Genomic DNA, 21,964 nt, shown 5'->3' with positions numbered 1-21,964 from the left:
GAAAGAACTGAAATTCAAAGAAACGTACCCGCGTTCAGGCAGAGTACAGATACAAACAAGCCGTGCGTTCCAGAGGATAGCACGGCTTGATGCAATTGGGTGTCAGGTTAAGCGAGTTTAGCGCGAACTAAGCCGCTAACTTTACCCATATCTGCACGCCCTTGAATCTGCGGTTTCAATAGCGCCATCACTTTACCCATGTCTTGCATGCCCGCTGGTTCAGATTCAGCAATTGCACTGTCAATCAGTGCGACCACTTCTTCTTCGCTCAGTGGTTGAGGCATAAATTCCTCAAGAACTGTGATTTCTGCTTTTTCCGCGTCAGCAAGATCCTGACGGTTTGCTGCTTCAAATTGCGTAACAGAATCGCGACGTTGTTTAACCATTTTGGTCAGCACAGCAAGAATGTCGTCATCGCTCAGAGTAATCTGCTCGTCAACTTCACGTTGCTTAATGGCTGAAAGGGCTAAACGAATAGTGCCAAGGCGCGCTTTGTCCTTGGCTTTCATCGCTAATTTTTGCTCATCTTTGAGAGTGTCAATCAGAGCCATAACGAATTCCTTAGTTAGGAATCAGTTATTAGTACAGGCGAACGCGACGAGCGTTTTCGCGAGCAAGCTTCTTAGCGTGACGCTTTTGAGCTGCTGCTTTAGCGCGTTTGCGAACTGTAGTTGGTTTTTCGTAGTGCTCACGACGACGCACTTCAGAAAGGATACCTGCTTTTTCGCAAGAGCGCTTAAAACGACGTAGTGCAACGTCGAACGGTTCGTTTTCACGTACTTTAACTACTGGCATATGCCTTTCACCTCAGGGGTTAATTCGTTAACGCTGGCGTTGTGTGACCAAAACAACAATTAGTTTGGTCGAAACCAGCTTGATCAAAAATGGTGCGGAATTTTAATCCGATAGCCACGGCTTTGTAAAGCACTTTGTCGCTTACAGTCTGTACAAAATTTGTTTGTGAAGCCAAGCCGAGGTAACATGGCGCCAATTTCGAATTATAGATGACAGCGTGCTGAGAAAACTATGCGCATTATTGGTATTGAAACCTCTTGTGACGAAACGGGTGTAGCGATTTACGACGATGAGAAAGGATTGCTGTCGCATAAACTCTACAGTCAGGTCAAACTTCATGCAGACTACGGTGGCGTAGTGCCGGAACTGGCATCACGCGATCACGTTAAGAAAACCATTCCTTTGATCAAAGCGGCGATGGCTGAAGCTAACTTAACCCCGGCAGACATTGATGGCGTCGCGTACACCGCAGGCCCGGGCCTCGTTGGCGCTTTGTTGGTGGGTGCAACGATTGGCCGCAGCCTAGCTTATGCCTGGAATGTGCCCGCGGTGCCTGTGCATCACATGGAAGGTCACTTGCTGGCGCCAATGTTGGAAGACAACCCGCCGCCATTCCCGTTTGTTGCGGTATTGGTTTCAGGTGGACACTCAATGATGGTGGAAGTGAACGGCATTGGTGAATATCAGATTTTGGGTGAATCGATTGATGATGCTGCCGGTGAAGCGTTCGACAAAACCGCGAAACTGATGGGGCTGGATTATCCTGGTGGTCCGCTGCTGGCGCGTTTGGCTGAAAAAGGCACACCGGGTCGCTTTAAGTTCCCGCGTCCGATGACGGATCGCCCAGGGCTGGATATGAGTTTCTCTGGCCTGAAAACCTTTACTGCCAATACGATTGCGGCTAACGGCGATGATGAGCAGACCCGAGCGGATATCGCCTATGCATTTCAGGAAGCAGTGTGTGACACCTTAGTTATCAAGTGCCGCCGTGCTCTGGAACAGACGGGCATGAAGCGCATTGTGATTGCGGGTGGTGTGAGTGCTAATAAACAGCTGCGTGAAGACTTAGGCAAACTGGCGAAGAAAGTCGGCGGTGAAGTTTACTATCCGCGTACTGAATTTTGCACCGATAACGGCGCCATGATCGCCTACGCTGGCATGCAGCGTCTGAAAAACGGTGATGTGACGGATTTGACTCTGGAAGCGCGCCCGCGCTGGCCGATAGATCAACTGACGCCAATCAACGATTAATCACTGTCAAACGGTCGCTGAAGCGGCCGTTTTTGTTTCTATGAATCAATCGATTAGTACAGTTTTGACGTGTCTGCTCAGAGCTGACAGTAGTGTTTTTAATGCTATAGTCGCTGCAAAATTGATAACAGGAAAAATAAGAATGAACATGTTTAACGTTGATGGCCAGCAGATGCATTATCTGGACGTGGGGCAGGGCGAAGTCATTGTGCTGGGTCACAGTTACTTGTGGGATAGCCAAATGTGGGCTCCGCAGGTGGAAGCGCTCAGTCAGCACTATCGCTGTATTGTGCCTGATTTGTGGGCGCACGGGGCGTCCGATTCTGCTCCAGTTGCAATGCGCAATCTGGCTGACTACGCGCAGCATATATTGGCACTGATGGATCATCTGGCGATCGAAACGTTTTCTGTACTGGGACTCTCGGTGGGAGGTATGTGGGGCGCCGAGTTGGTTGCCCTTGCGCCGCAACGAGTAAAATCTTTGGTGATGATGGACACTTTTGTCGGATTGGAACCAGAAGTCACACATGCGAAATACTTCCATATGCTGGATACCATCAGCCAACTTCAAGCGGTCCCAGCGCCGATTGTCGATGTGGTCACGCCAATGTTTTTTGCACAAAACGCCGCAGAGAGCTCGCCACAGCTGGTGCAATCATTCCGCAACCGTTTGGCGGCGTTGAGTGGCGAGCAGGCCGTTGAAGTTGCGCGAATTGGCCGTATGGTGTTTGGCCGCCGCGACTTAATGGAAGAGGTTGAGAAGTTTGCGCTTCCTGTACTGATTGCGGTCGGAGCAGAAGATGCGCCGCGCCCGGCGCTCGAATCTTATTTAATGAATGACAGTATTACCGGCAGTGAGTTGGTGGTGATTCCACAAGCTGGCCACATCAGTAATCTGGAGCAACCGCAGTTTGTCACCGATATGCTGATGCGCTTCTTCGCTAAGGTGTACGCATAACGCAAACATAAAAAGGCCGTTTGGCCTTTTTTATTGCCAATGATATTGAGTCAGTCGAGGCTGCTCGGTTTTTTTTCACCGACTTTGGGTTCCGTGCCAGCAAATAAGCGCTTAATGTTTTGATGGTGACGCAGCACAATCAGGCAGCACAACATCGCCACTGGCAAGGTGTATTGTGGTTTGATCATCCAGGTATAAAACGGTGCCAATAATACCGTGACCAGAGCGGCCAGCGAGGAATAACGAAAGATCACGGCAACCACCAGCCAGGTGAGCATGATCATCAGCGTGAGGTCTAGCCCGATCGGTGCGATGGCGCCAAGAGCAGTGGCGACGCCTTTTCCGCCTTTAAAGTGGAAAAACAGCGGGTACATATGGCCAAGGCAGGCCGCAATCGCGATGATACCCAGCATCAGCGAATCGATACCAAGAAAATAGGCGCTCCACACCGGAATGGTGCCCTTGAGCATGTCACACAACAGCACTGCAGCGGCCGTTTTCTTGCCGCCGATACGCAATACGTTCGTCGCGCCAGGATTGTGTGAGCCCACTGCGCGTGGATCCGGCAACCCCAACAGACGGCAGATCAGCACCGCGCTGGATACTGAGCCCAGCAGGTAAGCGGAAATGATCATAATGAGTGCCAGTGGAGTCATAATTGCCTCAGAGTGGTGTTTTACCTAAGCGACGGCTCACAAGTCTTTGTAAACCAAGCTCAAAAGTAAAAATTCTGTTTGGATTTCGCATCTTGAGGTGGTTTGGGTATATGATATCGCGATTAGCAAAAATAGTACGTTTTTTTACTCAATTTGGGTATCCGACCTGTAAAAAGGATGCAATAGAAATATGGATAAAGTTTTTATCGAACAGCTGGAAGTGATCACGACAATCGGTGTTTACGACTGGGAGCAGGAAATCAAGCAGAAGCTGGTGCTGGATCTGGAAATGGCACACGATAATCAGCCTGCCGGTAAAAGTGATGATGTTGCAGATGCACTGGATTACGCTCAAGTGAGTCAGGCCGTGATTGAACATATTGAAACTGGTCGTTTTCTGTTGGTTGAACGAGTGGCAGAAGAGGTCGCAGAACTGATCATGACACGTTTTTCTGTGCCTTGGATTCGCATTCGCCTGACGAAGCCAGGCGCGGTCGCTCAGGCAAAAGGTGTCGGCGTGATCATTGAGCGCGGTCAGGCATGATCACCACGTATGTGGGAATCGGTTCAAACCTGCAGCGTCACAAGCATATCGAAGCGGCAATTGATGAATTGTGTCGGCTTGGTTGCGATCTACGTTTGTCGACTATTTATGAGTGTGAATCGGTGGGGTTTGACAGCCATGCGTTTTACAACCTGGTGGTTGAGATGAAAACGGAACTTAGTCTGGCTGATTTTGCTCTAACCCTGCGCGAGATTGAATTGCGCTGGGGGCGTGACAGTCAGGCGAAGAAGTTCCAGGATCGTACGCTGGATCTGGATATCATTCTGTTCGGCGATACCGTTTCGGCCGTGGCACCCGTTCTGCCTCGCCCGGATATCTACCAATACCCTTTTGTGATTCAGCCCCTGCACGAACTGTGTCCGATGCTGACGGTTCCCGGCACGCAAGACACTATTGAACATGTGTGGCAACAAGCCCAGGGATTAACGGCTCTGAAGCCGGTTGAACTGTGGTTTACTCTTAACTAATCAACGAGAAAACAATGAGTTATTTTGAATCGTTCATTCTGGCTTTAATTCAGGGCTTAACCGAATTCCTTCCTATTTCCAGCTCTGCGCATTTAATTCTGCCGTCAGCTGTATTTGGCTGGGCGGATCAGGGACTCGCGTTTGACGTTGCGGTTCACGTCGGTACGCTGGCGGCCGTCGTCATTTATTTCCGCCGTGAAGTGGTGTCGTTGCTGCGGGCATTTTTCGGCTCAATCTTTAAAGGTGATCGCAGCAAAGAAGCCAAACTGGCATGGCTTATTGTGCTGGCGACGATTCCGGCCTGTGTATTTGGCCTACTGATGAAAGACATTGTGGAAGTGTACTTGCGCAGCGCATGGGTGATTGCGACTACTACAATCGTGTTTGGTTTGCTGTTGTGGTACGTCGATAAGAATGCATCGCTGCTTGAAGATGAGTATCAGGCGGGCTGGAAAAAAGCGCTGTTTATTGGTTTGGCTCAGGCTGTGGCGATCATCCCGGGCACTTCTCGTTCCGGTGCGACCATCACTGCTGCACTTTACCTAGGGTTTACCCGTGAAGCGGCTGCCCGCTTTTCGTTCCTGATGTCAATTCCGATCATCATGCTGGCGGGTGGCTATCTGGGGCTGAAACTGGTGACCAGCGGTGAGCCTGTGCATACCGGTTTTCTACTGACGGGTATCGCGACATCATTTGTCAGCGCTTATATCTGTATTTTCTTCTTCCTGAAGCTGATTTCCCGTATGGGGATGACTCCGTTTGTGATTTACCGCCTGCTGCTGGGCGCGGGTTTGTTCGCGTTTCTGCTCAGCCAGTAAGCGCGTTGCCCTTGTGCTGACTCGCCTGAAGTTCGGGCTTGTGGTATAAGTGGTGAACTTTTCTTAACAATGAATCTCATCTTATGCCGCCATTGTGCGGCATAGTTTCAATCAACGAGAGAGACGGTTATGCGAGTATTTGCGGTGGCACTGACTCTGCTGTTTGCCTTACTACAATACGACTTGTGGATGGGGAAAAACGGTATTGCCGATTACCGGGCTGTGTCGAGCGAAATTCAGGTACAACAGCAGGTAAACGGTAACCTGCATCTGCGTAATCAGGAGATGTTTGCGGAGATTGACGATTTGCGTCAGGGGCTGGATGCGATTGAAGAGCGTGCCCGACATGAACTGGGCATGGTTAAAGAGGGGGAAACTTTCTATCGCATCATCGGTGAGGACCGTCCATGACCGCTAAGATTACTGCAATTGTGCCCGCCGCTGGCGTCGGCAGTCGTATGCAGGCTGATCGCCCCAAGCAATATTTAATCCTGCATGGACATACTGTGCTTGAACACACCGTCGAAGTCTTGCTGCGTCATCCCAATGTCGGACAAGTGGTGGTGGCCGTCAGCGACAATGATCCTTATTTCGACTCGCTGACACTGGCTAATCATCCGCGTGTGGTTCGGGTCTCCGGTGGGAAAGAGCGCGCCGATTCGGTGCTGTCCGCGCTGGATTATGTGTGCCGGCATCAGTTGAGTGAGTGGGTGTTGGTGCACGATGCTGCCCGCCCGTGCGTTGAACATGTCGATATCAGCCAACTGATCGCCACAGCGCAAACCCATACTGTGGGCGCGATTCTGGCCGCGCCAGTGCGTGACACCATGAAACGCGCCGACGGTGGACAGAATATCGACCATACCGTGGATCGCGTCGCGCTATGGCACGCACTGACTCCACAAATGTTTCGTGCGCAGCCGCTGATGCAGGCTTTGACGCAAGCGCTCGCTGCCCAGGCGGTGATTACCGACGAAGCGTCTGCTTTTGAATGGCTGGGACAGAAACCTGCGTTGGTGGCAGGGCGCGCCGATAATATTAAAATTACCCAACCTGAAGATCTCGCACTGGCCGAGTTCTATTTAAGCCGCAATTATCTAAGCAACAGCAAGGACTGAACATGATTCGAATTGGCCACGGTTTTGATGTACACAAATTTGGTGGAGAAGGTCCGGTTATCATTGGTGGTGTTGCCGTTCCTTACGAACAAGGGTTGATCGCCCATTCAGACGGTGATGTGGCGCTGCATGCATTGAGCGATGCTCTGCTGGGCGCGATTGCCGCAGGCGATATCGGTCGTCATTTCCCGGATACTGATGATAAGTGGAAAGGGGCAGACAGCCGTGAGTTGTTGAAAGACGTCTATCGCCGTGTCAAAGAGCAGGGATATCGTTTAGGCAACGCTGACGTTACCATCATGGCGCAGGCTCCGAAAATGGCCCCGCATATTGAAGCGATGTGTGCCGCGATTGCTGAAGATCTTGAAACGGATCTGGGCAACGTGAATGTGAAAGCGACCACAACAGAACGCCTTGGTTTCACCGGCCGCAAAGAAGGCATCGCATGTGAAGCCGTCGTATTACTGGTGAAGGCATGATTGTCACTGCCTTCACATATCGGAATAAAAAATGACAGATCTTTTATCTTCGTTGGCTTATTTATGTGGTAAACCAACAGCTAAGGCCAAAATTAAGGCTAAACCGGAACATTTTAAAGTCGTTGAAGATCTGGGGTATGACTTCAGCGGTAGTGGCGAGCAAGTGATGATACGTATCCGTAAAACTGGTGAGAACACCAGTTTTGTGGCGAATGAACTGGCCAAAGCGTGTGGCGTGAAATCGAAAGATGTCAGCTGGGCAGGCCTCAAGGATCGCCATGCGGTGACCGAGCAATGGCTGAGCGTGCACATGCCACAAGGCAAGTTCCCGAACCTGAGTCTGTTTCTGGCGCAATACCCAAGCATCGAAGTTCTGGCAATGCAGCGTCACAATAAAAAGCTGCGCCCGGGCGATCTGCGCGGCAATCGATTTGAAGTCGTCCTGTCGGAAGTGACTGACGTGGATGATGTGCTGCGCCGTCTGGCCGTTGTTGCTCAGCAGGGCGTGCCGAACTACTTTGGTAACCAGCGTTTTGGCCGAGACGGTAACAACGTCACTGAGGCACGCCGTTGGGGGCGTGAGAATGTTCGCAGTCGCAATCAGAATCAGCGCAGCCTGTATCTGTCGAGCGCCCGTTCGTGGATCTTTAACCACATTGTGTCAGCGCGTATTGAGGCTGATTGTTTCTACCGTTTTGTCGACGGCGATGTGGCGCTGGTGGGCAGAGAACAAATGCTGGTAGAAGCGGGCCAGTTAAACGAGTGGAACGCCAAATTGCAACGTGGTGAAGCGGTGATTTCAGCGGCTCTGGCGGGTGACAATGCGCTGCCGACTCAAAAGGAGGCGTTAGCGTTGGAACAGCCACAATTAGATGCGGAACCGGATTTGATGGCGCTCATCTGCGGTAACCGCATGCGCCATGATCGCCGCGCAGTCTCGTTAATGCCGCAAGACCTGAGCTGGGAAGTGGATGGCGACCAGATTACATTACGATTTGCATTGGACGCGGGCAGTTTTGCAACCTCGATTGTGCGTGAGTTGATCGAAGAAATTCCTGTAGAGCGTGTATATGAGTGAAAAAAAACTGAAAATTTTGCTGAGCAATGATGACGGTGTTTACGCTGAGGGCATTCGTGCTCTGGCGTATGCACTGGCCGACCTGGCGGAAATCATCATCGTTGCGCCGGATCGTAACCGTTCAGGCGCTTCGAATTCATTAACACTCGAGCAGCCTTTACGTGTCACCCGCATCGAGCCGAATACCTACTCTGTGCAGGGAACTCCGACTGATTGTGTTCATTTTGCACTCAATGAGCTGCTTAAAGATGAGTTGCCGGATTTGGTGCTGAGTGGCATCAACCATGGCGCCAACCTGGGTGATGACGTGCTGTATTCGGGCACCGTTGCCGCAGCTATGGAAGGTCATTTCCTTGGCGTTCAGTCCATTGCATTTTCTTTGGTCGGAAAACATCATTTTGCCACTGCGGGTAAAATTGCTCGTCAGCTGGTGTTGCAACATCTTTCTTCTCCGATTCCGACCAATCGTCTGATCAATGTGAATATCCCGGATCTGCCTTTTGATAAACTCAAAGGCCATCAGGTAACCCGCCTTGGTGCGCGCCATCACGCCGAGAGCATGACCAAGCAGAAAGATCCTCGTGGTCACGATATCTATTGGCTTGGCCCTCCGGGTAAAGAACAAGACGCGGGCGAAGGTACCGACTTTCATGCGGTTGAGCACGGTTACGTCTCTATTACGCCAATGCAGGTGGATCTGACGGCGCACGAATCACTGGGAGCAATGAACCACTGGCTTAAGGAAAGTGCCGATGGCTAACCCGAAAGCGGACAGATTGATTCAATTGCTCGCAGGTCACGGTATCAGTGATCAGAGTGTGCTGGCCGCGATTCATGCGTTACCACGAGAAGCGTTTGTTTCCCAAGCCATGATGCACCAGGCATACGACAATAATGCGTTGCCGATTGGTCAGGGGCAGACCATCTCTCAACCTTATATTGTGGCCAAAATGACCCAAATGCTGGAGCTTAAACGCGGCAGTCGGGTGTTGGAAATCGGCACTGGCTCAGGGTATCAGACCGCAGTGCTCGCTCAGTTGGTTGATCATGTTTTCTCGATTGAGCGCATCAAGTCTTTGCAGTGGGAGGCCAAGCGTCGTCTCAAGCAGCTGGATATCTATAATGTCTCGACCAAACATGGTGACGGCTGGCAGGGGTGGCCTGCGAAAGGCCCGTTTGATGCCATCATTGTGACTGCAGCTGCGCCTGTGGTTCCTCAGGCTTTGCTGGATCAGTTGGCCGAAGGTGGCCGCTTGGTGATTCCGGTTGGCGAAGAAGATCAACAACTGCTGAAAATCGTACGTCAAGGTGATGAAGTTACCACCCAAGTGGTTGAAATGGTGCGTTTTGTACCGTTAGTGGCAGGTGATCTCGCGTAATGAGCTTTTTTCAGCGTCGAAACTGGATTGTGATTGGACTGTGCTGCCTGATGTTGGGCTGCGTGGCGCATTCTCCTGCACCAGTATCGGGGCTGAAAAAGGACTACAACTCAATTGAGCGTGGCAGCTACCGTGGCAGCTACTACGAAGTGAAGCGCGGGGATACGCTGTACTTTATCGCTTACATCACAGATAAAGATGTAAAAGAGTTGATTCGTTACAATGATCTTAAATCTCCCTACACGATCCATCCGGGTCAAAAACTGAAACTATGGCAACCTGCATACAATCCACCCGCTTATGGTGGAAGTGGCGCAGGCTCAGCAGTTGCTGCGGCTGGTGCGGTTTCTGTAGCAGCAAAACCTGTAGCACCTCCCGTTGCTGTGCCAAACGTGAGCAAAAACTCTAAACCTGCAGCGTCATCACAAACTACTAATACATCATCAAAAGTGGTTAAAAAATATCCAGAAAAGGGTGTTGATCAATCGAAAACAAAAGAGTATGTTGGAAACTCAAGTAAACAAAATGTTAACAAAACTGTAAGTAAACCTAAACCAACGAACGATAAAGTCGCGAAGTGGTTATGGCCTACTCAAGGCAGAGTTGTTAAGAATTTTTCTGCTGGGGATCAAGGTAACAAAGGTATCGACATTGCAGGACAGCGAGGTCAATCCATTGTTTCAACCGCAGCAGGTACCGTGGTGTACTCGGGCAATGCATTACGAGGTTATGGCAATCTTGTCATCATTAAGCACAACGATCACTATCTCAGTGCTTATGCCCACAACGATCGGTTGCTGGTTAAAGAAGGACAAAGTGTTAAGGCTGGCCAGAAAATAGCAACAATGGGCAGTTCAGGAACCAGTAGTGTTCGTTTGCACTTTGAAATTCGATATCAAGGTAAGTCAGTGAATCCGAAGCGCTACTTACCATAAACATACTTGTTAAGAGTCATGTAGTGACATTCAGAGTAGTAATGTCTTGCTAGCTCGCCAGGGGAGGCGCTATGAGTATCAGCAATACAGCCACTAAAGTCGAAGAGTTTGATTTTGATCCTGAAACAGCGAATCTTGCTGAGGTCGAAGAAGAACTTGCTACCAACAATGACCAGTCAGAAGAGATTCGTGAAGAGTTTGACGCTTCAACGAAAAGCCTCGATGCAACTCAGATGTATCTGAGTGAGATTGGTTTCTCACCACTGTTAACCGCCGAAGAAGAAGTACTCTACGCTCGCCGTGCTCTGCGTGGCGATGAAGCTGCGCGCAAACGCATGATCGAGAGTAACTTACGTCTGGTGGTCAAGATTTCCCGCCGTTATAGCAATCGTGGTCTGGCACTGCTTGACCTGATTGAAGAGGGTAACCTCGGCCTGATTCGTGCGGTAGAGAAATTCGACCCAGAACGCGGTTTCCGTTTTTCGACTTACGCCACCTGGTGGATTCGTCAGACCATTGAACGTGCGCTGATGAACCAAACCCGCACCATTCGTTTACCGATTCATGTGGTGAAAGAGCTGAATATTTACCTGCGTACTGCACGTGAACTGTCTCAGAAACTGGACCACGAACCAACCGCAGAAGAAATAGCGGTTGAACTGGATAAGCCAGTGGATGACGTCAGCAAAATGCTGCGCCTGAATGAGCGCATCAGCTCTGTGGACACTCCGATTGGCGGTGACGGTGATAAGGCGCTGCTGGATATCATTCCGGACATCAACAACTCTGATCCTGAAGTCTCCACGCAAGATGACGACATTCGTGATTCGTTGGTGGCTTGGCTGGATGAGCTCAATCCGAAACAGAAAGAAGTGCTGGCACGCCGTTTTGGCTTGTTGGGCTATGAACCTTCGACGCTGGAAGAAGTGGGCCGCGAGATTAATCTGACTCGTGAACGTGTACGCCAAATTCAGGTTGAAGGTCTGCGCCGTCTGAGAGAGATCCTGATGAAACAAGGCCTGAATATGGAATCGCTGTTCAACGTGGAAAACGATTAAATACAGCAGACTGATTGAAATGAAAAGGCACTCATTGAGTGCCTTTTTTGATCACTGTAGGAAGAGGGCTAGAGCATCTTTTTCAGACGATAGAGTGCCTCAAGTGCCTGGCGCGGGGTCAGATCATCGGGATCAATCTCGGCCAGTGTCTGTTCGACTTCGCTTGGCTCTGGGATAAGGCTCAGTTGATTAGCAATATCGACCGTGCTTGGTTTCTGACTGGGCTGCTGAAGACTGAGTTGTTCGAGCTGAGTCAGTTTGGCTCGGGCGTTTTTGATGACCGCTTTAGGTACACCTGCCAAACCTGCCACCGCCAAACCATACGACTTACTCGCTGCGCCTTCTTGTACGGCATGCATAAAGGCAATGCTGTCGCCGTGCTCCACCGCATCAAGGTGAACGTTGGCGAGATGTGGCAGTGAATTCGGTAACTCCGTCAGTTCAAAATAGTGCGTGGCAAACAGAGTCATTGCCCCAATTTCCTTGGCCAGCCATTCCGCACTTGCCCAGGCCAGTGACAGGCCATCGTAAGTACTGGTACCGCGGCCGATTTCATCCATTAAGACTAGGCTACGTTCGGTGGCGTTGTGAAGAATATTGGCGGTTTCTGTCATTTCCACCATGAAGGTTGAACGACCCGATGCCAAATCATCAGAAGCGCCGATACGAGTGAAGATGCGATCGAGCGAACCAATGTGCGCCGCTTCGGCTGGCACGTAAGAACCAATGTGAGCCAACAGCGCAATCAACGCCGTCTGACGCATGTAAGTCGATTTACCACCCATGTTCGGGCCGGTGATGATCAGCATCTTACGTTGCGGATTCAGTTCAATCGGGTTAGCAATAAATGGTTCATCCATCACTTGCTCGACCACCGGGTGACGACCAGCTTGAATGCGAATCCCCGGTTCATCGCTGAGTGTTGGGCGGCAGTAATCTAGGCTTTCTGCACGCTCAGCCAGATTCTGCAGCACATCAATCTGCGACAGGGCAGACGCCAGATTTTGCATCTGCTCTAAGTGGGGCAGAAGCTGATCAAACAACCCTTCCCACAACTGTTTCTCCAACGCCAGCGCTTTGGACTTAGAATTCAGCACTTTATCTTCGTGCTCTTTCAGTTCTGGAATGATGTAGCGTTCAGCATTTTTCAGTGTCTGGCGACGCACGTAATGTGGCGGCACCAGATGACTTTGCCCACGGCTGACCTGAATGTAGAAACCATGCACCGCGTTATAGCCGACCTTCAGTGTATCAATGCCGTGACGCTCGCGCTCGTCAGCTTCCAGCCTGTCGAGATACTCGGTTGCACCATTGGCCAGGTCACGCCATTCATCCAGTTCAGCATTGTAACCATCGGCAATGACACCGCCATCGCGAATAACGACGGGTGGGTTTTCTTTGATGGCTTGTTCCAGTAACTCACATAGGCTGTCCATCGGTTGAGCGTCGTTACGCAGTTTGCCCAGATATGGCTGAGTCAGGATGGTTAGTACATCCGCCAGTTCCGGTAACTGCTGCAGCGCATTGCGCAGGCGGGCGAGATCGCGTGGACGGGCAGAACGCAGTGCCAGACGCGCCAGAATACGTTCAATGTCACCAATCTGCTTGAGTACAGGGTGTAGCTCGGTGAATAAACCGTGCTGTTTAATTTCCCCGATGGCATCCAGGCGCTGGTTCAATGTTTCCAGACTGCGCATAGGTTGATGCAGCCAGCGTTTGAGCATACGGCTGCCCATCGCTGTTGCGCAGTGATCGAGTACTTCGGCTAACGTGTTGTCGGTGCCGCCTGCGAGATTCTGTGTCAGCTCCAGGTTGCGACGGGTCGCAGCATCGAGAATGACCGACTGATCCTGACGATCAAACGTCAGTGAACGAATGTGTGGCAGGGCAGTACGCTGAGTATCTTTCACGTACTGAATCAAACAACCCGCCGCGCATAAACCCAGTTTCGCTTGTTCTACACCAAAGCCGACCAGATCGCGTGTACCGAACTGTTGATTGAGCTGCTGTTTGGCGGTATCAATCTCAAACTCCCATACCGGACGGCGACGGTTGCCTTTGCGGCTCGCCATCAACTGCACAGGTGCAAAATCTTCCGGAAACAACAGTTCGCGTGGTGAGGTGCGTTGCAGTTCGGCCGCCATCGCTTCTTCCGATTCCGGCTCACACAACTGGAAACGGCCAGAGGTGATATCCAGTGTCGCGTAGCCAAAGCGACCATCATGGTGATAAATCGCGGCAATCAGATTGTCCACCCGTTCTGATAACAAAGCCTCATCCGTGACAGTGCCGGGAGTGACGATGCGAACGACTTTACGCTCGACCGGGCCTTTGCTGGTGGCCGGGTCGCCAATCTGCTCGCAAATCGCGACCGATTCACCCAACTGGACCAGTTTCGCCAGGTAGCCTTCAACCGCATGAAACGGTACGCCCGCCATCGGGATCGGCTCACCAGCGGATGCGCCGCGTTTGGTGAGGGAAATATCCAGCAATTGCGATGCACGTTTGGCATCGTCATAGAACAGTTCGTAAAAATCTCCCATGCGGTAAAACAGCAAAATATCCGGGTTCTCAGCTTTGAGCTTGAGGTATTGCTGCATCATTGGAGTATGTTTTTGTTCGGCAGTCACGGGTTACATCTTTTGTTTGTGGACATAGCGGCTTAGGATACGTGAATCCCTATCGAGCGAAAAGACGCAAAGAGGTTTTTGGTTATGGAATTACACCAAACATTAAGTCAGCAGGTTGGCGAACAATTGCTGGCAGCGGGTGAAATACTGGTTACGGCTGAGTCCTGCACGGGCGGCGGCGTGGCAACCGCGGTAACCGATATAGCTGGCAGCTCCGCGTGGTTTGATCGCGCGTTTGTGACCTACAGCAACGAAGCCAAGCAGGAAATGATTGGTGTTAAGGCTGCAACGCTGGAACAGTACGGCGCGGTATCGGAACCGGTCGTGGTTGAAATGGTACTCGGCGCGCTAAAACACTCTCAGGGCAGCGTTGGTATTTCGATCAGTGGCATCGCGGGGCCGGGCGGCGGCAGCGCAGAAAAGCCGGTCGGCACCGTATGCTTTGCCTGGGCGAGTAAGCATGGTTGGCTTCATGTAGAAACTCATCATTTCGCTGGAAATCGCGCGCAAGTTCGCTATCAAGCGGTGCAACATGCCCTGCTGACGTTGAGCAAATATTTATCAATGGCTTAAGCGTTAAGTTTGTCGACTCGCTGCAACTTTTTTCCATACAGGGGTGGACACTGTATGAATCAACAGTATAATGAGCAGCAATCTGACAACAAATGTCGAACCGATTTCTACGCATTCACGTATCACTGTCGGTACTCAAACATAAATAGATAGTGACAGTCTGGAGAAAGTAATGGACGAGAACAAACAGAAGGCTCTGGCCGCAGCCCTGGGTCAAATTGAAAAGCAATTCGGTAAAGGTTCTATCATGCGCTTGGGTGACAACCGCACGATGGACGTAGAAACGATTTCTACCGGTTCACTTTCTCTGGATATCGCCTTGGGTGCGGGTGGCCTGCCAATGGGTCGTATCGTGGAAATCTACGGTCCGGAATCATCAGGTAAAACGACGCTGACTCTGGAACTGATCTCAGCGGCTCAGCGCGAAGGTAAAACATGTGCCTTCATCGATGCAGAGCACGCTCTGGATCCAGTTTATGCTCGTCGTCTGGGCGTGAAAATTGATGAACTGCTGGTGTCTCAGCCAGATACAGGTGAACAGGCGCTGGAAATCTGTGATGCATTGGCGCGTTCAGGTGCTGTTGACGTTATCGTCGTTGACTCGGTTGCAGCACTGACACCAAAAGCGGAAATTGAAGGCGAAATGGGCGACAGCCACATGGGTCTTCAGGCGCGTATGCTGTCGCAAGCGATGCGTAAACTGACGGGTAACCTGAAACAGTCAAACTGTATGTGCATCTTCATCAACCAAATCCGTATGAAGATTGGTGTGATGTTCGGTAACCCAGAAACCACTACTGGTGGTAACGCACTGAAATTCTATGCATCTGTTCGTCTGGATATTCGTCGTACCGGTTCTATCAAAGAAGGCGATGAAGTTGTCGGTAACGAAACTCGTATCAAAGTAGTGAAGAACAAGATTGCGGCACCATTTAAAGAAGCCAACACGCAAATCATGTACGGCCAAGGCTTTAACCGTGAAGGTGAGCTGATTGAACTGGGCGTGAAGCACAAGCTGGTCGAAAAAGCAGGTGCTTGGTACAGCTACAACGGCGACAAGATCGGTCAGGGTAAAGCAAACGCATGTAAATATCTGAGAGAAAACCCTGAAGTGGCTAAATTTATCGACAGCAAATTGCGTGAAATGCTGCTGAACCCTGAACAAGTTGCGGTCAGCGAAGAGCCGGAATTTGGTTCAGTGCCAGAACAAGAAGAAGAGTTTTAATCCGACTCTTTACCGATGAAGCCCTGCTATTGCGGGGCTTTTTGCTATCAGAGAATTGATGGAAAAATCATGTATTCACGCTCACCGAAAATGACCTGCAAAGAAAACGCGCTGTTTTTGCTCACACGACGGGATCATGGGGAATACGAGTTGCACCAGAAACTACTTATTAAAGGTTTCGAACCGGAGGAAGTGGAGCAAGCGGTGCGCTATTGCCAAGAGCATGGCTATCTCAACGATTTGCGTTATGCACACAGTCAGGTTCGACAACATGTGGCCAAAGGTCATGGCGAACGACGTATCCGTCAGGAACTGCAGCAAAAGCGGGTTGATTCCGATATTGTCTCCCAAGCGATAGAAGAAGAGGGCACAGACTGGTTTGAACTGGCTAAAGTTACGGCGCAGAAAAAGTTTTCTCCGCTCTCTGCCCGGGAGCCCAAAGAGTACGCAAAGCGCGTTCGTTTTTTGCAATATCGTGGGTTTGGTTTTGACCAGATTCAGTATGCATTGAGTGATGAAGAAAGCTGACCGCAGCTCGATATTGTGGGGATTTTCCAGACATTTCACGTTGTTAACGGTTAAATCAAATTTAACTCTCTGACATTTCTTTGTATTTCAATTCATTTTCGTCTTTTCTTGAAGAAAACTAGGCGAACTCTTATCCATGCTTTACAATAGCGCAAAATTCTAACTTGAGTATTTCAGGAAGAGCTGCATGTACATGAGCACGGATGAGGTTCGCCGCGCGTTCCTCTCATTCTTTGAAAGTAAAGGTCACCAAATCGTCGACAGTTCGTCGTTGGTACCTGCAAATGACCCGACCCTGCTGTTCACTAACGCAGGTATGAACCAGTTTAAAGATTGTTTCCTAGGTTTGGAAAAGCGCGCTTACACGCGTGCCACCACTGCCCAACGTTGTGTGCGTGCTGGTGGTAAGCATAACGACCTAGAAAACGTCGGTTTCACCGCACGTCACCACACCTTTTTTGAGATGCTGGGTAACTTCAGCTTTGGTGACTATTTCAAAGAAGACGCCATCAAATTCGCATGGGAATTTCTGACTGAAGTACTGCAATTGCCTAAAGAGCGCCTGCTCGTCACTGTTTATCAGACCGACGATGAGGCGTTTGATATCTGGAACAAACAAGTTGGTATTCCTGCTGATCGTATTATTCGCATTGGTGACAAGCCTGGCGGCAAAGCGTACGAGTCAGATAACTTCTGGCAAATGGGTGATACCGGCCCTTGTGGTCCGTGTACCGAGATCTTCTACGATCACGGCGATCACATCTGGGGTGGGCCTCCTGGTTCACCAGAAGAAGATGGCGACCGTTTCATCGAGATCTGGAACAACGTATTCATGCAGTTCAACCGCCATGCTGATGGAACGATGGAGCCGCTGCCAAAACCGTCTGTAGATACGGGTATGGGTATCGAGCGTATCTCTGCCATCATGCAGGGTGTGCATTCAAACTACGAAATCGATGTCTTCCAAACGTTGATCAAAGCTGCTGCTGACGTGATTGGTTACGACGATTTGTCGAATCAGTCTCTGCGCGTGGTGGCTGACCACATCCGCTCCTGTGCTTTCCTGATTGTTGATGGTGTTATGCCTTCAAACGAAGGTCGTGGTTACGTGCTGCGCCGCATCATTCGCCGTGCAGTACGTCACGGTAACAAGTTGGGCGCGAAAGGTGCATTCTTCTACAAACTGGTTGGCCCTCTGGCACAAGTGATGGGTACGGCTGGCGAAGAACTGAAAAAACAACAAGCTATTGTTGAAAAAGTTCTGCGTATCGAAGAAGAAAATTTTGGCCGTACTCTGGATCGCGGTATGACGATTCTGAATGAAGCATTAGATGCGCTGTCTGGCACTGAGCTGGATGGTGAAACCGTGTTTAAGCTTTACGACACCTACGGCTTCCCTGCTGACCTGACCAACGATGTGGCTCGTGAACGTGGCTTTACTATCGATGAAACTGGTTTTGAAACGGCAATGGAAGAGCAGCGTCAACGTGCACGTGAAGCGGGTCAATTCGGCACCGACTACAACCAGTTGATTAAAGTTGAAGGTACAACTGAGTTCTGCGGTTACAGCGCGACTCAGGGTGAAAGTGTCATCGCTGACATGTTTGTGGAAGGCAAAGAAGCCGCTTCTCTGTCAGCTGGCGACAAAGCGATCATCGTTCTGGATGAAACTCCATTCTACGCAGAATCAGGTGGCCAGTGTGGTGATACGGGTGTGCTTAAGACTGAAGCGGGTGTATTCCACGTACAGGATACGCAAAAGCTGGGCAATGCGATTGCGCATCACGGCGTTGTGGCTGAAGGTGTATTCGCTCAGGGCGATAAAGTTCAGGCTATTGTCGATGCTAAACGTCGCAAAGCAATTTCGCTTAACCACTCTGCCACGCACCTGCTGCACGAAGCCCTGCGTCGTGTTCTTGGTGAGCACGTGATGCAGAAAGGTTCGCTGGTTCGTGCGGAAGCTCTGCGTTTTGACTTCTCGCACTTGGAAGCTGTTTCTGCGGCTGAACTTAAAGAAGTTGAGCGTCTGGTGAACGAACAGGTTCGCACCAACCACAATATTGAAACCAACATCATGGACATCGACGCTGCGAAAGCCAAAGGCGCGATGGCTCTGTTTGGTGAGAAATATGACGATCAGGTGCGCGTTCTGTCGATGGGCGATTTCTCAACAGAGCTGTGTGGCGGTATTCACGCTAGCAGCACTGGTGATATCGGTCTGTTCAAGATCACTTCTGAAAGTGGTATCGCAGCGGGTATCCGCCGTATTGAAGCGGTAACCGGCGAGGCGGCACTGGATTACCTTGACGCACAACAGTCTCAGTTTGAGAGCAAAGTTTCTGAGATGGCGTCTAAAGCGAAGAGTCTGGAAAAAGAGATTCAGCAACTGAAAGACAAACTGGCTGCAAAAGAAAGTGCCAACCTGACCAGCAAAGTTAAAGAAATCGCTGGTGTGAAAGTACTGATAGCGCAACTAGATGGTGCAGATAACAAGGCGCTACGCGGCATGGTTGATGAACTGAAGAATCAGCTGGGTAGCGGCATTATTATGCTGGGCAACGTGGCTGACGATAAAGTGGGTCTGATTGCTGGCGTAACAAAAGATCTGACTGCCAAAGTGAAAGCAGGGGAACTGGTGAACATGGTTGCCCAGCAAGTTGGCGGTAAAGGCGGTGGTCGCCCAGATATGGCTCAAGCGGGTGGTAGCGATGCAGCAGCATTGCCTTCAGCCTTGGAGTCCGTAGACGCTTGGATTGCTGAGCGTCTATAACAAACTGAAATAAATAGCGCTCAATCAAAACAATTTTTGATTGAGCGTAACTTTATCTGGTCAACCAAGTGGTTTAATTGGCTTAATTTTGTACAAAGCCGATTAGCTGCTTGGTTTTGTTTTTGCAACTACTAAACTGATAGACAACTCGTTGGTGAGCACAGTTTAGTCCGAATGAGACTTTGGTCTTGGGAAGGTGAATACTGGTGAAAAAGCCCCTTATCGTGCAAAAGTTCGGCGGAACTTCAGTAGGCTCGATTGAGCGCATGCATACTGTCGCTGAACACATCATTAAAGCGAAAAATGATGGTAATCAAGTTGTTGTTGTTGTCTCTGCGATGTCAGGCGAAACCAACCGACTGCTGGGTTTAGCCCAACAAGTAGATAGCGTACCAACCGCTAGGGAACTTGATGTTTTGCTCTCTGCTGGTGAGCAGGTGTCTATGGCACTGGTGGCAATGACTCTGAATAAACTGGGTTATGCTGCTCGCTCTCTAACCGGAGCTCAAGCGAACATTGTGACGGATAACCAACACAATGACGCGACGATTAAAACGATTGATACACGAACGATTACGGAACTTCTGGAGCAAGATCAGATTGTTATCGTAGCCGGTTTCCAGGGTATCAATGAGAATGGGGATATCACCACTTTAGGTCGTGGCGGTTCGGATACCAGTGCGGTGACATTGGCCGGAGCGCTCAACGCAGATGAGTGCCAAATATTCACTGATGTTGACGGGGTTTATACCTGTGATCCTCGAGTTGTAGCGAATGCAAAGAAACTGGACGTGATCGATTTTCCTTCGATGGAAGAGATGGCACGTAAAGGCGCGAAAGTGCTCCATCTGCCTTGTGTTCAGTACGCTTGGGAAAATCAGGTTCCACTAAGAGTATTGTCGACGTTTGATGTGAACGAAGGAAGCCTGATTAAAGGCGAACTCGGTACGCAAGCGGTGTGTGGTCTGGCGGTTCAACGCGATATGTCTCTGATTACTGTTGAACATGACTCATTATCCAGCCTGACAAAACAGTGTCAGATGCTGGGTGTGGAAGTCTGGAATGTGATCGAAAAGGCAGAATGGGCAGGAGTTGTGGTAAAACGCGATGCCTGTGCCAAGTTGGATCTGGTGTTCAGCGACAAAATCCGTAATAGTGAACATGTGAGTTTACTGACTACGGTCGGTCTGCAAGCGCCTGACTTAGAGGAGCATTCTCGTGTACTGTTGTCTGAAAAAGGCATCGACGTGCATTATGCTTCTACGACTTCACAATCATTGATGTTGATGCTTGCGCCGCAATGCGTTGACGAAGCGGCAAATATTTTGCACGAAGCTTATATCGATTCGGAAACACTTGTGGACTTTCAACCTAAACATGCATTTTTAGGCTGATTTGACTGCAATAGAGAGTTTACGAAAATATAACTTTTAGTGGATAATAACGTAGTTGCAAGATAATACAGAGATTACTCAAGGAGCAAAGAATGCTAATTTTGACTCGCCGCGTTGGCGAAACACTCATGATCGGTGACGAAGTGACAGTAACAGTACTTGGTGTTAAAGGTAACCAAGTGCGTATCGGTGTAAACGCTCCGAAAGAAGTTTCTGTGCACCGTGAAGAAATCTACATGCGCATTCAAGCTGAAAAAGGTAATGGTAACGTTGCATCAGGCAACTACTAATTATCGAAGAAAGGCTGGCAAATTTGCCGGCCTTTTTTGTCTTTCAGATATTCATTTTTAATAAAAGTGTAATTTCACACCGCTTTGGTTAAATAGCCAACGGTTAAGCGTTTTTTTGTTATTTTCGCCAAGAAAGTGTTTGACATATTTTTGGTAAATCGTAATATGTGCCTCCGCAAGACGGTGAGGTGGCCGAGAGGCCGAAGGCGCTCCCCTGCTAAGGGAGTATGCGGTTTATAGCCGCATCGAGGGTTCGAATCCCTCCCTCACCGCCATTTCTTGCGACACTTAATTTAGCACATTAGGTGAAATGCGCGTCCGTAGCTCAGCTGGATAGAGTACCTGGCTACGAACCAGGCGGTCAGAGGTTCGAATCCTCTCGGACGCGCCATATTCCTTCGGGAGTATGAAAAGTTCTGAAACGTAAGTTTTGGAAGAGAAAAGTGGTGAGGTGGCCGAGAGGCCGAAGGCGCTCCCCTGCTAAGGGAGTATGCGGTTTATAGCCGCATCGAGGGTTCGAATCCCTCCCTCACCGCCATTTCTTCGCCTTCGGGCAAGTTTTTATTCCAAAAGAATAAAAATGTGATATTCTTCACAACCTGCGCGCTCGTAGCTCAGCTGGATAGAGTACCTGGCTACGAACCAGGCGGTCAGAGGTTCGAATCCTCTCGAGCGCGCCATTATTTTTAAGCTCTTGATTTATCAGGAGTCCGATTGTGAAAACAATCAAGCCTGCGCGTCCGTAGCTCAGCTGGATAGAGTACCTGGCTACGAACCAGGCGGTCAGAGGTTCGAATCCTCTCGGACGCGCCATTCTTTCTTGTGAAAGAATATTGTGAATAAGGGTAATGCCCTGATACTAAGCGGTTTGTTTAGTCTCGAAAATTGCGCGCTCGTAGCTCAGCTGGATAGAGTACCTGGCTACGAACCAGGCGGTCAGAGGTTCGAATCCTCTCGAGCGCGCCATTATTTTTAAGCTCTTGATTTATCAGGAGTC

Annotated in this window: 23 protein-coding genes and 6 tRNA genes; 25 read left to right on the top strand and 4 right to left on the bottom strand. The window is 50.0% G+C overall.

Translation table 11 applies throughout. From position 1 onward, the window contains the following. Positions 1-107 precede the first annotated feature (107 nt). Together JIG40_RS01115 and rpsU are read right to left on the bottom strand one after the other, a co-directional pair. The gene (locus JIG40_RS01115; RefSeq protein ID WP_020330407.1) at positions 108-551 is read right to left on the bottom strand and encodes a GatB/YqeY domain-containing protein; all 444 of its coding nucleotides are present in this window, start codon (positions 549-551) and stop codon (positions 108-110) included. A 28-nt stretch (positions 552-579) separates the two neighbouring features. Further along, positions 580-795, bottom strand: a complete 216-nt coding sequence (gene rpsU, locus JIG40_RS01110; RefSeq protein ID WP_001145625.1) for a 30S ribosomal protein S21 — start codon at positions 793-795, stop codon at positions 580-582. Between the two features lie 231 nt (positions 796-1,026). Here rpsU and tsaD point away from each other — a divergent pair, with 231 nt between their 5' ends. Both tsaD and JIG40_RS01100 read left to right on the top strand, forming a co-directional pair. Then, entirely contained in the window at positions 1,027-2,046 is a 1,020-nt protein-coding gene (tsaD, locus tag JIG40_RS01105) for a tRNA (adenosine(37)-N6)-threonylcarbamoyltransferase complex transferase subunit TsaD (RefSeq protein WP_020330418.1), read from the top strand. A 142-nt stretch (positions 2,047-2,188) separates the two neighbouring features. After that, positions 2,189-3,004, top strand: coding sequence for an alpha/beta fold hydrolase (locus JIG40_RS01100; protein ID WP_199464634.1), 816 nt, complete (start codon positions 2,189-2,191; stop codon positions 3,002-3,004). 50 nt (positions 3,005-3,054) lie between these two features. On the opposite strand, the gene plsY is transcribed toward JIG40_RS01100, so the two are convergent. Further along, a complete protein-coding gene (gene plsY, locus JIG40_RS01095) occupies positions 3,055-3,660 on the bottom strand; it encodes a glycerol-3-phosphate 1-O-acyltransferase PlsY (RefSeq protein ID WP_020330420.1) in 606 nt (201 codons plus the stop codon). 190 nt (positions 3,661-3,850) lie between these two features. Here plsY and folB point away from each other — a divergent pair, with 190 nt between their 5' ends. From folB to rpoS, 11 genes are all read left to right on the top strand, one after another. Beyond that, positions 3,851-4,204 (top strand): bifunctional dihydroneopterin aldolase/7,8-dihydroneopterin epimerase, encoded by a 354-nt coding sequence (folB, locus tag JIG40_RS01090; protein ID WP_024374195.1) that lies wholly within the window; start codon positions 3,851-3,853, stop codon positions 4,202-4,204. Further along, complete coding sequence (gene folK, locus JIG40_RS01085; RefSeq protein WP_158151497.1) at positions 4,201-4,692, top strand: 2-amino-4-hydroxy-6-hydroxymethyldihydropteridine diphosphokinase; 492 nt, start codon at positions 4,201-4,203, stop codon at positions 4,690-4,692. The genes folB and folK overlap by 4 nt, the downstream gene beginning before the upstream one ends. A gap of 14 nt (positions 4,693-4,706) precedes the next feature. After that, on the top strand, positions 4,707-5,510 hold the full coding sequence (locus JIG40_RS01080) for an undecaprenyl-diphosphate phosphatase (RefSeq protein WP_044365890.1): 804 nt from the start codon (positions 4,707-4,709) through the stop codon (positions 5,508-5,510). 129 nt (positions 5,511-5,639) lie between these two features. Next, positions 5,640-5,921, top strand: coding sequence for a cell division protein FtsB (gene ftsB, locus JIG40_RS01075; RefSeq protein WP_020330423.1), 282 nt, complete (start codon positions 5,640-5,642; stop codon positions 5,919-5,921). Next, complete coding sequence (gene ispD / locus JIG40_RS01070) at positions 5,918-6,628, top strand: 2-C-methyl-D-erythritol 4-phosphate cytidylyltransferase (protein ID WP_020330424.1); 711 nt, start codon at positions 5,918-5,920, stop codon at positions 6,626-6,628. Before ftsB ends, ispD begins: the two co-directional genes overlap by 4 nt. A 2-nt stretch (positions 6,629-6,630) precedes the next feature. Continuing rightward, on the top strand, positions 6,631-7,107 hold the full coding sequence (gene ispF / locus JIG40_RS01065; protein ID WP_020330425.1) for a 2-C-methyl-D-erythritol 2,4-cyclodiphosphate synthase: 477 nt from the start codon (positions 6,631-6,633) through the stop codon (positions 7,105-7,107). A 31-nt stretch (positions 7,108-7,138) separates the two neighbouring features. Further along, positions 7,139-8,185 carry a tRNA pseudouridine(13) synthase TruD gene (gene truD, locus JIG40_RS01060; RefSeq protein ID WP_158151496.1) on the top strand — a complete coding sequence of 349 codons (1,047 nt, stop codon included), beginning with the start codon at positions 7,139-7,141 and terminating at the stop codon, positions 8,183-8,185. Next, positions 8,178-8,945, top strand: coding sequence for a 5'/3'-nucleotidase SurE (gene surE, locus JIG40_RS01055; RefSeq protein ID WP_199464633.1), 768 nt, complete (start codon positions 8,178-8,180; stop codon positions 8,943-8,945). Before truD ends, surE begins: the two co-directional genes overlap by 8 nt. Beyond that, a complete protein-coding gene (locus JIG40_RS01050; protein WP_020429685.1) occupies positions 8,938-9,564 on the top strand; it encodes a protein-L-isoaspartate(D-aspartate) O-methyltransferase in 627 nt (208 codons plus the stop codon). Before surE ends, JIG40_RS01050 begins: the two co-directional genes overlap by 8 nt. Next, positions 9,564-10,499: a murein hydrolase activator NlpD gene (gene nlpD / locus JIG40_RS01045; protein WP_020429687.1), complete on the top strand. Its 936-nt coding sequence runs from the start codon at positions 9,564-9,566 to the stop codon at positions 10,497-10,499. The genes JIG40_RS01050 and nlpD overlap by 1 nt, the downstream gene beginning before the upstream one ends. Positions 10,500-10,570: 71 nt before the next feature. Next, a complete protein-coding gene (gene rpoS / locus JIG40_RS01040) occupies positions 10,571-11,557 on the top strand; it encodes an RNA polymerase sigma factor RpoS (protein WP_020429689.1) in 987 nt (328 codons plus the stop codon). A gap of 68 nt (positions 11,558-11,625) precedes the next feature. On the opposite strand, the gene mutS is transcribed toward rpoS, so the two are convergent. Continuing rightward, positions 11,626-14,187 carry a DNA mismatch repair protein MutS gene (gene mutS / locus JIG40_RS01035; RefSeq protein WP_020429690.1) on the bottom strand — a complete coding sequence of 854 codons (2,562 nt, stop codon included), beginning with the start codon at positions 14,185-14,187 and terminating at the stop codon, positions 11,626-11,628. Between the two features lie 84 nt (positions 14,188-14,271). Here mutS and pncC point away from each other — a divergent pair, with 84 nt between their 5' ends. The 12 genes from pncC (at position 14,272) to JIG40_RS00975 (ending at position 21,933) form a co-directional block, all read left to right on the top strand. After that, positions 14,272-14,760, top strand: a complete 489-nt coding sequence (gene pncC / locus JIG40_RS01030; RefSeq protein WP_199464632.1) for a nicotinamide-nucleotide amidase — start codon at positions 14,272-14,274, stop codon at positions 14,758-14,760. Positions 14,761-14,932: 172 nt separating this feature from the next. Then, a complete protein-coding gene (recA, locus tag JIG40_RS01025; RefSeq protein WP_024374201.1) occupies positions 14,933-15,985 on the top strand; it encodes a recombinase RecA in 1,053 nt (350 codons plus the stop codon). A gap of 69 nt (positions 15,986-16,054) precedes the next feature. Beyond that, positions 16,055-16,513: a recombination regulator RecX gene (gene recX, locus JIG40_RS01020; RefSeq protein ID WP_199464631.1), complete on the top strand. Its 459-nt coding sequence runs from the start codon at positions 16,055-16,057 to the stop codon at positions 16,511-16,513. 187 nt (positions 16,514-16,700) lie between these two features. Further along, the gene (gene alaS / locus JIG40_RS01015) at positions 16,701-19,283 is read left to right on the top strand and encodes an alanine--tRNA ligase (RefSeq protein ID WP_158148056.1); all 2,583 of its coding nucleotides are present in this window, start codon (positions 16,701-16,703) and stop codon (positions 19,281-19,283) included. A 206-nt stretch (positions 19,284-19,489) separates the two neighbouring features. Next, the gene (locus tag JIG40_RS01010) at positions 19,490-20,677 is read left to right on the top strand and encodes an aspartate kinase (RefSeq protein ID WP_020330436.1); all 1,188 of its coding nucleotides are present in this window, start codon (positions 19,490-19,492) and stop codon (positions 20,675-20,677) included. 92 nt (positions 20,678-20,769) lie between these two features. Continuing rightward, entirely contained in the window at positions 20,770-20,967 is a 198-nt protein-coding gene (csrA, locus tag JIG40_RS01005; protein ID WP_004415691.1) for a carbon storage regulator CsrA, read from the top strand. Between the two features lie 182 nt (positions 20,968-21,149). After that, positions 21,150-21,242 (top strand) — tRNA-Ser (locus JIG40_RS01000). A 39-nt stretch (positions 21,243-21,281) separates the two neighbouring features. Continuing rightward, positions 21,282-21,358: transfer RNA gene (locus JIG40_RS00995), tRNA-Arg, on the top strand. A 54-nt stretch (positions 21,359-21,412) separates the two neighbouring features. Beyond that, positions 21,413-21,505 (top strand) — tRNA-Ser (locus tag JIG40_RS00990). Positions 21,506-21,570: 65 nt separating this feature from the next. Then, positions 21,571-21,647: transfer RNA gene (locus JIG40_RS00985), tRNA-Arg, on the top strand. A 56-nt stretch (positions 21,648-21,703) separates the two neighbouring features. Next, positions 21,704-21,780 (top strand) — tRNA-Arg (locus JIG40_RS00980). 76 nt (positions 21,781-21,856) lie between these two features. After that, a tRNA-Arg gene (locus JIG40_RS00975) sits at positions 21,857-21,933 on the top strand. Positions 21,934-21,964 lie beyond the last annotated feature (31 nt).

This window comes from Vibrio sp. bablab_jr001 (assembly GCF_016464285.1).
Taxonomy (GTDB): domain Bacteria; phylum Pseudomonadota; class Gammaproteobacteria; order Enterobacterales; family Vibrionaceae; genus Vibrio; species Vibrio fluvialis.
This window is presented reverse-complemented; position numbering and strand designations above follow the sequence as displayed.